The sequence below is a fragment of the Ruegeria sp. YKSD163 genome (genome assembly GCF_059612905.1).
The window spans coordinates 231,447-246,875 of sequence record NZ_JBXWRM010000003.1 but is presented as its reverse complement, the minus strand read 5'-3'; the positions used below and the strand labels follow the sequence as shown (position 1 = coordinate 246,875).

Genomic DNA, 15,429 nt, shown 5'->3' with positions numbered 1-15,429 from the left:
GAGACATCAGGGCGATGGGCGATTTGATTGCTGTTCTGATCTGGGGGCAAACGGTTCATAGGTTAAACTTGTTTGCCGGACATCCCGGAAAGGGTGAGGGAGAAGATTGAAACAGGCACCTGTCATGGTTGGTCGTCCTGGTCCTGGCTGACTGGTATTCTGCCAAATCTGAATGGTCTGAACTCGGTTCCGTTGATCGACGCTGAGGTGGTCAAAGATGCCGCCCGTCGCCAAGAGTATCATCGCCATTGGGTCTGCCTGATCTGGATCGTTCGGAGCAGCGGGTCGAAGAGAACCTTTTTTGTCGGCCCTTCGGACACGGTGCGCCTCCGGTTTCAGAGATCAGCCGACAGGGGCGAGTAGATGAGTCAGCACATCGGCAAACCGGCTGTCTGGTTCGATCAGCCCGAGTGTGGCATCTCGTACAGCCGACGCGCGAGCGTCGCCAAGGCCAGGCGCGGCGTATTCCATGAATTTGTCGATCAAATCGGCGCGGGACAGCGGCATTTCGGGGCCGCCCCGCGCGTTGATGTCGCCCGATTCCAGAACACGCCCATCCGTGGTTGTGATCGCGACATCGGCCCATCGACCAGCCGGAAAGCGGCTGCTGTGGCGCGGGTCCTCGGATACGGTGATCCTTTGCATGATATCGCGTACCAGTGGATCGGCCAGACCAGACCCCGAGACATGTTCAACGCCGATGCGCCCATAAGCGATCTGGATTGCAACCGGGAAGGGCAGAGCATATTGCGCAATGGCAGTGGTCGGAGGGAGCCCCTGATAGAGGCAGGCCGCCTGATGAAAACTGTTCACATGGACCCGTGCGATATCGGAGTGTGACAGCCCGTGGTCCAGCATCAGCTTGCGCACCCCGTCGATAGCCGCATGCGCCCAGCGACAGATGGGGTAGGGTTTCACATATTGGTGCTGCATCTGCCAGAACCGGCCGAGGTCAGTCCAATAGGGGGCTGCTTCTTCGGCCTCGACAGTGATGGCTGGTGCACCGGTAAAGCCCTGCTCGGCAAGGATTGCGGCGGACAGTCCGACCATCGCACCCCAACCCGAACCGTCATGCAGCATCGTCGGTGTCGCGATCTCGCGCATCATCTGGCTACGCGGGCCGTGGTATTCGGCGATTCCAAGGGCCTGACGCAGAGTCTCGCGGTCTTGCCCGCGCAGGCGGGCTGCCATGGCGGCGACACCAAGGCAGTTCCAGGCGCCCGAAGTGTGATAATCGCTGACGGTGGCATGCAGCGTAATGCCAGCGCGCCCTGCCACTTCGTAACCGATCGTCACGGCGGCCAGAGCTTCGGGGCCCGAGAGGTTGGGCAGATGCTGCGCCAATGCCGCCAATGTCGGGATCACCACGACACCAATATGACCCTTGGTCGGGTTATAGCCGTCATGTGCATCGAGGTTGTCGGTCTGGGTGGCGGCGGCATAAGCCGCCCCCGCCAGGCTGACCGGACGCCCGTCGAACATCATCCGGGCCCGGTGATCGGGATCGGCGGTGCCATAAAGCAGGGTTGCGGCGTCCCGCGCGATCACGCCTGCGTCCAGCGGGCTGGCAGCAGCGATGACGCCGAGCGTGTCGAGCATCATCAGTGCGGCGGCCTCGCGCACCGGGATGGGAAAATCCTCGGCCCAGGAGTCGAGCGTGAATGCGGCAATGCGTTCGAGTGTATTGGACAGGCTGCCTTGCTGGTCGGTCAGGTGCGTGTTCATGGGACCTCCTCTGCCCTTCCGGGCCTACGCAAGACAAGGCTAACCCGCGTCCCAGGCCGCTACTCGCGAAAAGATCGACGCCTTGCCCCTAGATTTTCTTGCCCCTAGATTTTGATGTGCGATGTGCGATGTGCGATGTGCGATGTGCGATGTGCGATGTGCGATGTGCGATGTGCGATGTGCGATTGCGACCCGCAACGCGTCAGGTCCCGCTTGCTCGCAGCCCCCGCTCTGGCGTTAGATCGGCGCCATGAGACATTTGCCGCATCTGACATATCTGCGCTCGTTCGAGGCCGCCGCGCGATATCTGAGTTTTACCGCCGCCTCGGAAGAGCTGAATTGCACCCAGTCGGCGGTCAGCAATCATGTCCGCTCGCTTGAGGAATTCCTTGGCCGGCCGCTCTTTGTGCGTTTGCCCCGGACGCTTGCGCTGACCGAGTTGGGTGAGGCCTATCTGCCCTCGGTGCGTCGCGCCCTGCAAGAGATCGATATCGCCACCGAGGCCCTGCTGTCACAGCGGCACCGGCGCGAGGTTGTGGTGTCCTGCCCCACCAGCCTTGCTGCCCTTTGGCTTGCCGGAGTGTTGGGTGCGTTTCAGACGCAGTATCCCGAGGTTCAGGTCACCGTTCACGGCACAGTCTGGGCGGATGTCGAGGCCGAGGTTTCGGATATCTCGATCACCATTCATCATGTGGATGATATCCCCGATGGCGCGGTACAGCTATGGTCCGAGACACTGGCGCTGGTCTGCGCGCCGGGCTTCGCGGTCGATTCCGTGCCGTTGCAGGACCCGGCACAGTTGGTCAACGCACGGCGGATCGAAGTGATGGGGCGCCCGGTCTATTGGGACCTTGTCGCGCAGTACTTCGGGTTTCAGGGCTTTGACACGGCAAGAGGGTCAAAAACGGATGTCTCGACCCTGGCCGCGGAACTGGCCGCACAGGGGGCCGGTTGCGCGGTGTTACCACGCGTTCTGGTGGCCCCGTATCTGGAGAGGGGTGCGCTGATAGAACCCTTTACGACAGAGATCGCCAACCCTTGGGTCTATTGCGCTAGGTTCAAGGCGCGCACACCCGCGCCATCGGTGCGGCTGTTCCGGTCCTGGTTGCTGGAGGCGGCGGCCAAGGTCGGCGAGAGGGGCTAACCCCGCAACCGCGCCCCCGCCGGATCGAACGGCGGTTCGGCCAGCAGCACCGCCTTGTGCGGCTTGCCCAACAGGAACACCTCCAGCGCGTCGCCCGGTTTCGCCAATGCCGGGTTGGCATAGCCAATGGCCAAAGATTTGCCTACCGAATAGCCGTAGGCGCCCGAGGTCACCCTCCCCACGGGCTTCCCGTCGGGGGTAAAGATCGGCTCGCCGCCGCTGGCGTCCGCCCCATGCGCGGCCTCGATCTCGAAGACCGACAGCACCTCGCGTACCGGGTTGTCCCTGATCTTCAGCCAGGCCTCTTTGTTCAGAAACGCTTTGTCCGCCTTGATCAGCCGCTCCAATCCCACTTCCTGCGGCCAGTATTCAGGGCTGTATTCCCGACCCCACGAGCCATAGCCCTTCTCGATCCGCAAGGACCCGAGCGCCCGGCTGCCCACCGGCCCGCCACCGATCTCACGCGCGGCTGCAATCAGCGCGGTGCAAAGCCTCACCTGATCCGCCTCGGCGCAATGCAGCTCCCAACCCAGATCGCCTGTGAAACTGACCCGGATCGCCAGGCAGGTCACGCCCGCCACCTCGATCGTGGCCGAGCGCATGAAGGGGAAGCCCTCGTTCGACAGATCGGCATTGGTCAGCCGCTGCAACATGTCGCGCGCCTTGGGCCCGGCCACGTTATAGCCCGCGATGCGGTTGGTCGCGACCTCGCATGTGGTGCCCTCGGGCAAGTCCACCATGTTGAAGAACCGCTGGTGATAGCGTTCGGCCATGCCCGAGCCCACCATCATATAGGTATCCTCGCTCGTCATGGTGATGGTGAAATCGCCCGCGATCCCGCCCCGCACGCCGATCAAAGGCGTCAGACAGGATCTGCCCACGACAGTGGGCACCCGGTTCGCCACCAGCCGGTCCAGCCACTCGCGCGCGCCCGGCCCCTTGATCTCGTAATTGGCAAAGTTCGAGATGTCGATCACGCCCACCTGCTCGCGCAGCATCCGCACCTCGCGGCCCACCGGCTCCCACCAGTTCTGGCGGGTAAAGCCCACGGTCTCGGTCACACCGGGGCGGTCGGCGAACCACAGCGGATGCTCCCAGCCGCAGTTCATGCCGAACACCGCGCCCATCTCCTTTTGCATCTCGTATGCCGGACGCACCCGCGCCGGTCGCCCGGCGCTGCGTTCCTCGTTGGGGAAATGGATGGCAAAGCGATGGGTATACTGGTCCTGCACCCGCGCCTTGGTGAATTTCTTGTCGGCCCAGTCGCCGAACCGCGCCAGGTCCCAGGCGAACATGTCGTATTGCGGCTCGCCCTCGATCATCCATTGCGCCGCCAACAGGCCCAGACCCCCCGATTGCGAAAAGCCCGGAATGATGCCGCCGCAGACGAAATAGTTGCGCAGTTCCGGCACCGGTCCCCACAGGGCGCTCGAATCCGGCGACCAGATCATCGGCCCGTTGATCACCCGCTTGACCCCCGCCGTTGCCGCCACCGGAACCCGCTCGGTGGCGCGGATGACGTTTTCCATGATCCGGTCCAGATCGTCGGGGAACAGGTCATGGGCAAAATCCAGCGGCGTGCCGTTTTCGGCCCAGAACTTCATATCCTTTTCATAGGCGCCGATCAGCAGCCCGTTGCCCTCCTGCCGGAAGTAGTATTCGCCGTCCCGATCCGCGATCGAGGGCAGGCGGCGGCCCAGTGCCGCCACCTCGGGGATGGCCTCGGTCACGAAATACTGATGCTCGGTCGGTTGCAGCGGCAGGGTGATCCCCGCCAGCGCCGCCACCTCGCGCCCCCACAGGCCCGCCGCGTTGACCACCCATTGCGTGTGAATGTCGCCCTTCTCGGTGCGCACGATCCAGCTGCCATCGGGCTGGGGTTCGGTGCCGATCACCGGGCAGAACCGCTCGATCGTGGCGCCCATGGCGCGGGCTCCGGCGGCATAGGCATAGGTCACGCCCGAGGGGTCCACGTTGCCGCCATCGGGTTCGTACATGATACAGCGGATATCGTCGAACTGCGCCAGCGGGTGCAGTTCCTTGGCACGGTCCTTGTCGATCTCGTAGAAATTCAGCCCGTAATACCGCGCCTTGGCCTCTTGCAGCCGAAGCTGATGTTCCCGCGCCTCGGTCTGCGCCAGATAGAGCGAGCCCGCCTGGAACACGCCGCAGCCCTGCCCGGTCTCCTTCTCCAGCTCCTTGTACAGGTTCATCGTGTAATGCTGGATACGGGTAATGTTGTTGTTGTCGTGCAGCCCGTGGATATTCGCGGCCGCATGCCAGGTCGATCCGCTGGTCAGCTCGTCCCGCTCCAGCAACACGACATCGCGCCAGCCCAGCTTGGCCAGGTGATAAAGGATCGAGCAACCAACAAGACCGCCGCCAATCACGACGGCCTGGGCATGGGTTTTCATGGGGTGGATCTCCGTTCTGCCAGTGCAGAAACCCTAGCCGGAGGCGACGCGCACCACCCGCCAATTTTTTGATGTGCAGGGACCGGTTTTCGTTTTGCTTGCTCAGACAGTGGTCGCCCAAAGCGCCAGGCGCTGCTATGGCGCAGGGTTATCGGCCCTTTGCAGGGAGTTGAACCAAAACGATTTTTTCAGGGAATATATGGTGCCCAGGAGAGGACTCGAACCTCCACGACCTTGCGGTCACTGGCACCTGAAGCCAGCGCGTCTACCAATTCCGCCACCTGGGCAGGTGTCGTGAGGGGGCGTTTAAGCCTAGCCGCGAGGAGCGTCAACCGGATTTTTTCGGATTTGCAAAAGTTTTTTGAACCGCCCCCTGCGGCCTAATGCTGAAACCGGGGTAGACTCCGGTTGCGCGGCACTATTGCGCCTTGTTTGGCGCGCCTTGGAGCGGTAGATCGGAGCAACAGCCAAGTCAGCAGGAGCCACTCTGATGTCCAAACTGGTCACGATTTACGGCGGATCGGGATTCGTGGGCCGCTATATCGCGCGGCGCATGGCAAAGGAGGGCTGGCGCGTTCGCGTGGCGGTGCGGCGCCCGAACGAGGCGATGCATGTCAAACCCTATGGCGCAGTGGGCCAGGTGGAGCCGGTCTTGTGCAACCTGCGCAACGACAATTCGGTCGCGCAGGCGATGCGCGGTGCCGATGCGGTGGTAAACTGTGTCGGCGTCCTGAACGAGCTGGGGCGCAACAGCTTTGACGCGGTGCAGGCCGAAGGTGCCGAGCGTATCGCGCGGATCGCCGCCGAACAGGGTGTGGACCGCATGGTGCATGTCTCGGCCATCGGTGCCGATGCGGACAGCGACAGCGATTATTCCCGCACCAAGGCGCTGGGCGAGGCGGGCGTATTGCGCCATATGCCCGATGCGATGATCCTGCGGCCTTCGGTGATCTTCGGATCCGAAGATCAGTTCTTCAACCGCTTTGCCGGCATGACCCGGTTCGGGCCGTTCCTGCCCGTGGTCGGAGCCGATACCCGATTCCAGCCGGTCTATGTGGATGACGTGGCGCGTGCCGCGGTCAAGGGCGTGCTGGGCGAGGCGCCCGGCGGTGTCTACGAGCTGGGCGGGCCGGATGTCGAAACCTTCCGCGCGTTGATGCAGCGGATGCTGGGTGTCATCCATCGCAAGCGGATCATTCTGGGCCTGCCCTTCTTTGCCGCACGGATCATGGCCGGGGTGCTGGATGTGGCCAAGTTCGTCAGCTTCCAGCTGTTCCCGAACAGTATCCTTACCCGCGACCAGCTGAAGAACCTGCGCCGCAACAATGTGGTGAGCGAAGGTGCCAAGGGCTTTGCCGATCTGGGTATCACGCCCGAGCCGATGGATACGATCCTGCCGACCTATCTGTGGAAATTCCGCCCCAATGGCCAGTATGACGAGATTCAGGCCTCGGCCCGGAACCTGCGCGCCTGATCAGGAATAAGCGATCGCCAGCAACACCAGCCCCAGCGCCACGCGGTAGATAACATAGGGCGTAAAGCTGACGCTGCGCAGCAGTCTCATCATCAGGCTGAGCGCGAGCAGGGCCGAGACAAACGCGAACACGGCGGCGATGGCGCCGTCGCGCGCCGTTTGGGCATCGGCGGTCACCGCCACCTCGGCCCCCAAGAGCACCCCCGAGGCGATGATGGTGGGGATCGACATCAGCATCGAGATTCGGGCGGCGTCGCCGCGCGCATAGCCCAGCCGCCGCGCGCCGGTGATGGTGATGCCCGAGCGTGAGGTGCCGGGAATCAGCGCCAGAACCTGCCAGAGCCCCATGACCAGCGCGTCGCGGATACCCCAGTCGGCCGTGTGTTTCTGTTGCGGGCCGGTGCGATCCGCCCACCACAGTACGAGCCCGAAGCCCAGCATCGTCCAGCCGATCACGGCGACCGAGCGCAAGGCGTCGCTGAGTCCGGTGAAGTGCAGCAGCGCGCCCGCGATCACGGTGGGAATGGTGGCAATGATCAACCCCATGGCCAGCCTTGCACCCGGTGTGTCGGTCCTGCCGGTCAGGGCGCGTGGCAGGCCCGAGAGGCCGTCGCGCACATCAGCCCAGAAATAGAGGACCACGGCACAGAGCGTGCCGACGTGAACTGCAACGTCGATGGTCTGTCCCTGATCCTGCATGCCCGAGAGTTGCGGCAGCAGAATCAGGTGACCCGATGAGGAGACCGGCAGAAACTCGGTAATGCCCTGGATGAGAGCGACCAGAATCAAGTGAAACAGGGACATGGGTGTTCGGTGATTTCCGTGAGATCCGGTTGGCGTTGACGGGTATATCTCTCAGCGTGAAAAAGGAAAGTTCGCATTTAGGTCCGGATTGATACATAAAATTCACTGTTTTTGTCGATTGAGTGTCGGCGGCAGGCAAAAAAAATAAAAATAGGTCAGTAGAAGTGACTTTTATTTCCGTTAAGGCTAGGATACGAAAACGCCGAATAGCGAAAACGTGGAGTCCGACCCGTGGCCAAGCAACCGATGCTCAAATTTGTGCAGATCGAACGTGACATGCCGGAAAAGCGTGCAGCCGATGCACGCAAGGAGGACTTTCACGAGATCTATGCCGAATACGCCGCTGCCAAGGCCGCCGAGCAAGCCAGCCGGTGCAGCCAGTGCGGCGTGCCCTATTGCCAGTCGCATTGCCCGCTGCACAACAACATCCCCGACTGGCTGCGCCTGACCGCGATGGGGCGTCTGGAAGAGGCGTACCAGACCAGCCAGGCCACCAATACCTTTCCCGAGATCTGTGGCCGCATCTGCCCGCAGGACCGTCTGTGCGAAGGCAATTGCGTGATCGAGCAGTCGGGCCACGGCACCGTGACCATCGGTGCGGTCGAGAAATACATCACCGATACCGCCTGGGATATGGGCTGGGTCAAGCCCGCCTCGCCGGTGGCGGAGCGCAGCGAGAGCGTGGGCATCATCGGGGCGGGCCCCGGTGGGCTGGCCGCAGCCGACATGCTGCGTCAGGCCGGTGTGCAGGTAACGGTTTATGACCGGTACGACCGGGCCGGGGGCCTGCTGATGTACGGCATCCCGGGCTTCAAACTGGAAAAGGACATCGTCGAGCGCCGCAACCGGTTGCTGGCCGATGGCGGGGTTCGGTTCGAGTTGAACTGTGACGTGGACGCGGCCAAGTTCGCCGAGATCCGTGCCGCCCATGATGCGGTGATCATCGCGACCGGCGTCTACAAGTCGCGCGATCTGTCGCTGCCGGGCAGCGGCCTGGGCGGCATCGAAAAGGCGATCGACTATCTGGCGGCCTCGAACCGCAAGAGCTTTGGGGTCGAAGTTGCCGATTTCGACAATGGCCGTCTGAACGCGGATGGCAAGCGGGTGGTGGTGATCGGTGGGGGCGACACGGCGATGGACTGTGTGCGCACCGCGATCCGTCAGGGTGCTGTCAGTGTCAAATGCCTCTACCGTCGGGACCGGGCCAACATGCCGGGCAGCCAGCGCGAGACCCAGAACGCCGAAGAGGAAGGCGTGGTATTTGAATGGCTGTCGGCACCCAAGGGGTTCACTGGCGATGACAAGGTCACCGGCGTGATGGTGCAGAAGATGCGCCTGGGCCAGCCCGATGCCAGCGGTCGCCAGTCGCCCGAGGTGATCGAGGGCGCCGATTATGTCGAAGAGGCCGATCTGGTGATCAAGGCGCTTGGGTTCGAGCCCGAGGACCTGCCCACCCTGTTTGGCCAGCCCGACCTGCCGGTCACCCGCTGGGGCACCGTCAAGGCCGCGTTCCGCACCGGCGCCACCGAGATGGAGGGCATCTATGCGGTGGGCGACATCGTGCGTGGTGCCAGCCTGGTGGTCTGGGCGATCCGTGATGGACGCGACTGTGCCGAGGCGATCCTCGAAGGCTTTGGCGCCAAGACCGCCATGGCGGCTGAATAAGGTATCACGGCAACAAACGAAGCGACCCATTCACGACACCTGGCGAGGCCCGCGATGACGGAACTTCACGGAGAATGCATGTGCGGCGCGGTGACCATCACCGCCACCCCGGCACGCGCCGCGCTGGGCGCCTGCCACTGTGACATGTGCCGCCGCTGGACCAGCAGCGCCTATGTTAGCTTTCCGGTCGAACCGGGCTATGCGGCGCTTGGCCCGGTCAAGGTCTATAGCTCGTCCGACTGGGCCGAGCGCGCCTTTTGCGGCACCTGCGGGTCGGCGCTGTGGTACCGGATCACCCTTCCCGGAAAGATGCATGGCCAGACGCAGATGGCGGCTGGTCTGTTTGAAAATGCGGGCGGCAACGCCCTAAAACTGGAACTTTACATCGACAAGAAGCCCGAGGGTTATGCATTCGCAGGCGAGCGCCGGCAGATGACCCAAGCCGAGGTCGAAGCCATGTATGCCCCCTCTGATCTAGGAGACAGCCAATGACCAAGTACGATGCCGATTGGGTGCGGGCCGAAGAAGCCAAGCGCAAGTGGATGGCCGAGAACGGGCTTTATTCCGAAGAGGAGGAGCGTTCCTCCTGCGGAGTGGGTTTGGTCGTCTCGGTGAACGGCAAGCGCAGCCGCAAGGTGGTCGAGGCCGGGATCGACGCGCTCAAGGCGGTCTGGCACCGTGGCGCGGTTGACGCCGATGGCAAGACCGGCGATGGCGCCGGCATTCATGTACAGATCCCGGTTCCGTTCTTTTACGACCAGATCCGGCGCACTGGCCACGAGCCGCGCATGAACGAGCTGGTGGCCGTGGGCCAGGTGTTTCTGCCGCGCACGGATTTCGGCGCGCAGGAACGCTGCCGGACCATCGTCGAGACCGAGATCCTGCGGATGGGCTATTTCATCTATGGCTGGCGCCACGTGCCCGTCGATGTGACTTGCCTGGGGGAAAAGGCCAACGCAACCCGGCCCGAGATCGAACAGATCCTGATTTCGAACTCCAAGGGCGTGGACGAGGAGACCTTTGAGCGCGAGCTTTATGTCATCCGCCGCCGCATCGAGAAGGCGGCGCAGGCTGCGGGTATTGCCGGGCTCTATCTGGCGTCGCTCAGCTGCCGGTCGATCATCTACAAGGGCATGATGCTGGCCGAACAGGTGGCGGTGTTCTATCCCGACCTGATGGACGAGCGGTTCGAATCCGCCTTTGCCATCTATCACCAGCGCTATTCCACCAACACCTTTCCGCAGTGGTGGCTGGCACAGCCGTTCCGCATGCTGGCCCATAACGGCGAGATCAACACGCTCAAGGGCAACCTGAACTGGATGAAGAGCCACGAGATCCGCATGGCCTCGTCCTATTTCGGTGAAAAGGCCGAGGATATCAAACCCATCGTGCCGGGCGGGTCGTCGGATTCGGCGGCGCTGGACGCGGTGTTCGAGGTGCTGGTGCGCGCCGGGCGCAACGCGCCCATGGCCAAGACCATGCTGGTGCCCGAAAGCTGGTCGAAACAGGCGGTCGAACTGCCGCAGGCCTGGGTCGACATGTATTCCTACTGCAACTCGGTGATCGAACCCTGGGACGGTCCCGCCGCGCTGGCGATGACCGATGGCCGCTGGGTCTGTGGCGGTCTCGACCGCAATGGCCTGCGCCCGATGCGCTATGTGGTGACCGGTGATGGCCTGCTGATCGCAGGGTCCGAGGCAGGCATGGTGCCCACCGACGAGGCAACCGTTGTCGAAAAGGGCGCTCTGGGTCCGGGCCAGATGATCGCCGTCGACATGGCCAAGGGCAAGCTCTACCACGACCGCGAACTCAAGGACAAACTGGCGGGCTCGCGCCCGTTTGGTGATTGGGTCGGCAAGATCAACAATCTCGAAGACCAGCTTGGCGACGTCGAGGAGAAGCCGCTGTTCAGCGGCGAGGAGCTGCGCAAGCGGCAGATCGCGGCCGGTTACACCATCGAGGAACTGGAGCAGATCCTCGCGCCCATGGCCGAGGACGGCAAGGAGGCGCTCGCCTCGATGGGCGATGACACGCCCGCCGCGGTGCTGTCGAAACAGTATCGTCCGCTGAGCCATTTCTTCCGGCAGAACTTCAGCCAGGTGACCAACCCGCCCATCGACAGCCTGCGCGAATACCGGGTGATGAGCCTGAAGACGCGGTTCGGCAACCTCAAGAACGTGCTGGACGAGGATAGCAGCCAGACCGAGATCATCGTGGCCGAGAGCCCCTTTGTCGGCAACGCCCAGTGGGAGACGCTGAAGAAGAACTTCAACGCGCCGCTGGTCGAGATCGACTGTAGCTTTGCCCAAGGCTCGGGCGGGCTGGGCGATGCGCTGGCGCGCATCCGTTCCGAGGCCGAAGAGGCCGTCAGTTCCGGCGCCGGGCACCTGCTGTTGACCGACCAGTATTCCGGTCCGGGCAAGGTGGCGATGCCGATGATCCTGGCCACCAGCGCGGTGCACAGCCACCTGACGCGCAAGGGTCTCAGGACCTTCTGCTCGCTCAATGTGCGTTCGGCGGAATGTATCGACCCGCATTATTTTGCGGTGCTGATCGGTTGCGGTGCGACCGTGGTCAACGCCTATCTGGCCGAGGATTCGATTGCAGACCGCATCAATCGCGGTTTGCTGGATGGCAGTCTGACCGAAAACATGGCCCGCTATCGCGAGGCGATTGACCAGGGCCTGCTCAAGATTATGGCCAAGATGGGTATCTCGGTCGTGTCGTCCTATCGTGGTGGCCTGAACTTCGAGGCCGTGGGCCTGAGCCGCGCCATGGTGGCCGAGTATTTCCCCGGCATGACCAGCCGTATCTCGGGCATCGGTATCAAGGGTATCCAGACCAAGGCCGAGGAGATCCATGCCAAGGGGTGGGACAGCGGGCTGGATGTGCTGCCCATCGGCGGGTTCTACAAGGCGCGTAAATCGGGCGAGACCCATGCCTGGGAAGCAACCTCGATGCACATGATGCAGATGGCCTGCAACCGCGCCTCATACGAGCTGTGGAAGCAGTATTCGGCCAAGATGCAGAGCAATCCGCCGATCCACCTGCGTGACCTGTTGGACATCAAGCCGCTGGGCAAGCCGGTGCCGATCGAAGAGGTGGAAAGCATCACCTCGATCCGCAAGCGGTTCGTGACGCCGGGCATGTCGCTGGGCGCGCTCAGCCCGGAGGCGCACAAGACGCTGAACGTGGCGATGAACCGGATCGGCGCCAAGTCCGACAGCGGCGAGGGCGGCGAGGATCCGGCGCATTTCGTGCCCGAGTCCAACGGTGACAACCCGTCCGCCAAGATCAAGCAGGTAGCCTCGGGTCGGTTCGGCGTGACCGCTGAATACCTCAACCATTGCGAGGAGCTGGAGATCAAGGTGGCGCAGGGCGCCAAGCCCGGCGAGGGCGGTCAGCTGCCCGGCATGAAGGTCACTGACCTAATCGCGCGGCTGCGCCATTCCACCAAGGGCGTGACGCTGATTTCGCCGCCGCCGCACCACGATATCTATTCGATCGAGGATCTGGCGCAGCTGATCTATGACCTGAAACAGATCAACCCGCGCGCCAAGGTAACGGTCAAGCTGGTGGCTTCGTCCGGGGTTGGCACCATCGCCGCCGGCGTGGCCAAGGCCAAAGCCGATATCATCCTGATCTCGGGTGGCAACGGCGGCACCGGTGCATCGCCGGCGACCTCGATCAAGTTCGCGGGCCTGCCGTGGGAGATGGGCCTGACCGAGGCGCATCAGGTTCTGTCGATGAACAACCTGCGCGACCGGATCACGCTGCGTACCGATGGCGGTCTGCGCACCGGGCGCGACATCGTCATGGCCGCGATGATGGGGGCAGAGGAATACGGTATCGGCACCGCCGCGCTGATCGCGATGGGCTGTATCATGGTGCGTCAGTGCCAGTCGAACACCTGTCCGGTCGGCGTCTGCACCCAGGACGAATCCTTGCGCGCCAAGTTCACCGGCAATGCCGACAAGGTGGTGAACCTGATCACCTTCTATGCCCAGGAAGTGCGCGAAATCCTCGCTTCGATCGGGGCGCGGAGCCTTGATGAGGTGATCGGGCGTGCCGACCTGCTGGCGCAGGTCTCGCGTGGGTCGGCACATCTGGACGATCTGGACCTGAACCCGCTGCTGATCACTGTCGATGGTGCACAGAACATCGTCTATGACCGGGCCAAGCCGCGCAATGTGGTGCCCGACACGTTGGATGCAGAGATCGTGCGCGATGCCGCGCGGTTCCTGGAGGATGGCGAGAAGATGCAGCTGAGCTATTCGGTGCAGAACACGCACCGGACAGTCGGCACCCGCGTGTCGAGCCATATCGTCAAGCGGTTCGGTATGCGCAATGATCTGCAACCCGACCACCTGCATGTCAAACTTCGCGGCTCGGCGGGCCAGTCGCTGGGTGCCTTCGCGGCGCCGGGCCTCAAGATCGAGGTCTCCGGCGATGCAAACGACTATGTCGGCAAGGGACTGTCGGGCGGCACCATCGTGGTGCGCCAGCCGCAGATCAGCCCGCTCAAGGCGGATGAGAACACGATCATCGGCAACACCGTTCTGTATGGCGCAACCGATGGTCACCTGTTCGCGGCTGGTCGTGCGGGCGAGCGGTTTGCCGTGCGCAACTCGGGCGCCAAGGTGGTGATCGAGGGCTGCGGAACCAATGGCTGCGAATACATGACCGGCGGTGTCGCGGTGATCCTGGGCGGCATTGGTGCCAACTTTGGCGCCGGGATGACCGGGGGCATGGCCTATCTCTATGACCCCGAAGGGCAGGCCCAGCTTCTGATGAACATGGAAACGCTGGTGACTTGTCCGGTGACCGTGGCCCATTGGGAGGCGCAACTGAAAGCGCTGATCGAGCGTCACGCAGAAGAAACCCGCAGCGCGAAGGCGGCCCATATTCTACAACATTGGGACAGCGAGAAGGGTAACTTCCTTCAGGTTTGCCCCAAGGAGATGCTGAACAAGCTGCCTCATCCGCTCAGCCACGAGTCGTTGGCAATGCCTGCCGAATGACCAGCATGGCACGGGCGTCTGACAGACGGCCTGCTGCAACAAAGACCTTCGACCGGGCTGTCGGCGCAGCCCGGTCGTTTTCGTCGGTGCCGTATGTCGGTGTTAACACTTTGGGTGTCAGGACACATTTCCGCCTTATTTTCACCTTATTCTGATCTGCGAGGCAGGCCCGCGCTTTGGCGCGTGGTGAACAGACCCGGAAAAACGGGCAGGGTGAAAATGGCGAATATCACGTTGATCGCACAGAACGTGAACGGTGATCCGTTCGTTAATGACGGTACAATCAACATCGTGAACAACTCGACAAGCGTTTTGACCTTTGTCGACGTCGACACGCTGTTGAATGATCCGCTATCGGGGGAATACGTGTCTTTTGACGGCGGAACGACACTGTTGACCTATCAATATCTTGGGGTCGGAGACGTTCGCGGCGATCCCGGTCAGCGAGCCTCGTTCATCCGGATCGATCTGGGCGACGGCAACTTCATGACCGTGGCCATGGACATGAATGCCGATTTCGATGACGTACCCGACCTGCAGAACGGCAATACGCAACTGACCATCGGCACGCTGGATACAACCTCGCCCAACTGGTTTCCTGGGTTTGCGTGTTTTGCGGCCGGGACGTTGATCGAGATCGAAAGTGGCCCGATTCCGGTTGAGACCCTGCGCCCCGGCGATCTGGTGAGGACGGTGGACAGCGGCTTTCAGCCGCTGCTGCAATTGGCAAAGGCAACCGTTCGCGGTGACGGGGCCCTGGCACCAGTTCTGTTCAAGGCCGGAGTGCTGGGCAATTACCGTGATCTCTATGTCAGTCAGCAACACAGGATGCTGATCACCGGCTGGCGGGCAGAACTGGCCTGCGGCGACAGCGAGGTGTTCGTCCCGGCGCGTCTGCTGGTCAATGACAGCACGATTCGCATCGTCCCGCGCCACAAGGTCACATATTATCACCTGTTGCTGGCCCGGCACGAGATCGTGTTCTCCGAGGGCATCCCCACCGAGAGCTATTTTCCGGGCGCTTTCGAAGACACGATGGGCTCAGCCGAGGAAAACGCCGAAACGTCCCTGTTCCGGGATCTGTCGGTCCCCGAAGGTCAGGGGTGGCAGACCGCCCGACGGGTGGCCAAGTCCTCGGAGGCACTTTTCTTGTCGGCGGCATGAGCAAGATGGCTTTGTGCG

At 62.7% G+C, this 15,429-nt stretch carries 9 protein-coding genes and 1 tRNA gene; 6 read left to right on the top strand and 4 right to left on the bottom strand.

Going from position 1 to position 15,429, the window contains the following annotated elements; all coding sequences use genetic code 11:
• Positions 1-342: 342 nt before the first annotated feature.
• On the bottom strand, positions 343-1,725 hold the full coding sequence (locus AC2FNA_RS06555) for an MmgE/PrpD family protein (RefSeq protein WP_496825227.1): 1,383 nt from the start codon (positions 1,723-1,725) through the stop codon (positions 343-345).
• 250 nt (positions 1,726-1,975) lie between these two features.
• Between AC2FNA_RS06555 and AC2FNA_RS06550 the strand changes: the two genes are divergently transcribed.
• The gene (locus AC2FNA_RS06550; RefSeq protein ID WP_496825226.1) at positions 1,976-2,869 is read left to right on the top strand and encodes a LysR substrate-binding domain-containing protein; all 894 of its coding nucleotides are present in this window, start codon (positions 1,976-1,978) and stop codon (positions 2,867-2,869) included.
• On the opposite strand, the gene AC2FNA_RS06545 is transcribed toward AC2FNA_RS06550, so the two are convergent.
• Complete coding sequence (locus tag AC2FNA_RS06545; RefSeq protein ID WP_496825225.1) at positions 2,866-5,283, bottom strand: GcvT family protein; 2,418 nt, start codon at positions 5,281-5,283, stop codon at positions 2,866-2,868. The genes AC2FNA_RS06550 and AC2FNA_RS06545 overlap by 4 nt on opposite strands.
• 200 nt (positions 5,284-5,483) lie before the next feature.
• A tRNA-Leu gene (locus AC2FNA_RS06540) sits at positions 5,484-5,570 on the bottom strand.
• Positions 5,571-5,773: 203 nt separating this feature from the next.
• Here AC2FNA_RS06540 and AC2FNA_RS06535 point away from each other — a divergent pair.
• Positions 5,774-6,757 carry a complex I NDUFA9 subunit family protein gene (locus tag AC2FNA_RS06535; RefSeq protein ID WP_496825224.1) on the top strand — a complete coding sequence of 328 codons (984 nt, stop codon included), beginning with the start codon at positions 5,774-5,776 and terminating at the stop codon, positions 6,755-6,757.
• Here AC2FNA_RS06535 and AC2FNA_RS06530 read toward each other — a convergent pair whose 3' ends face one another.
• Entirely contained in the window at positions 6,758-7,561 is an 804-nt protein-coding gene (locus tag AC2FNA_RS06530; RefSeq protein ID WP_496825223.1) for an undecaprenyl-diphosphate phosphatase, read from the bottom strand.
• Positions 7,562-7,792: 231 nt separating this feature from the next.
• Here AC2FNA_RS06530 and AC2FNA_RS06525 point away from each other — a divergent pair, with 231 nt between their 5' ends.
• From AC2FNA_RS06525 to AC2FNA_RS06510, 4 genes are all read left to right on the top strand, one after another.
• Entirely contained in the window at positions 7,793-9,226 is a 1,434-nt protein-coding gene (locus AC2FNA_RS06525; protein WP_496825222.1) for an NAD(P)-dependent oxidoreductase, read from the top strand.
• Positions 9,227-9,280: 54 nt separating this feature from the next.
• Positions 9,281-9,718, top strand: a complete 438-nt coding sequence (locus AC2FNA_RS06520) for a GFA family protein (RefSeq protein ID WP_496825221.1) — start codon at positions 9,281-9,283, stop codon at positions 9,716-9,718.
• Positions 9,715-14,247: a glutamate synthase large subunit gene (gene gltB, locus AC2FNA_RS06515; RefSeq protein ID WP_496825220.1), complete on the top strand. Its 4,533-nt coding sequence runs from the start codon at positions 9,715-9,717 to the stop codon at positions 14,245-14,247. The genes AC2FNA_RS06520 and gltB overlap by 4 nt, the downstream gene beginning before the upstream one ends.
• A 219-nt stretch (positions 14,248-14,466) precedes the next feature.
• A complete protein-coding gene (locus tag AC2FNA_RS06510) occupies positions 14,467-15,411 on the top strand; it encodes a Hint domain-containing protein (RefSeq protein WP_496825219.1) in 945 nt (314 codons plus the stop codon).
• Positions 15,412-15,429 lie beyond the last annotated feature (18 nt).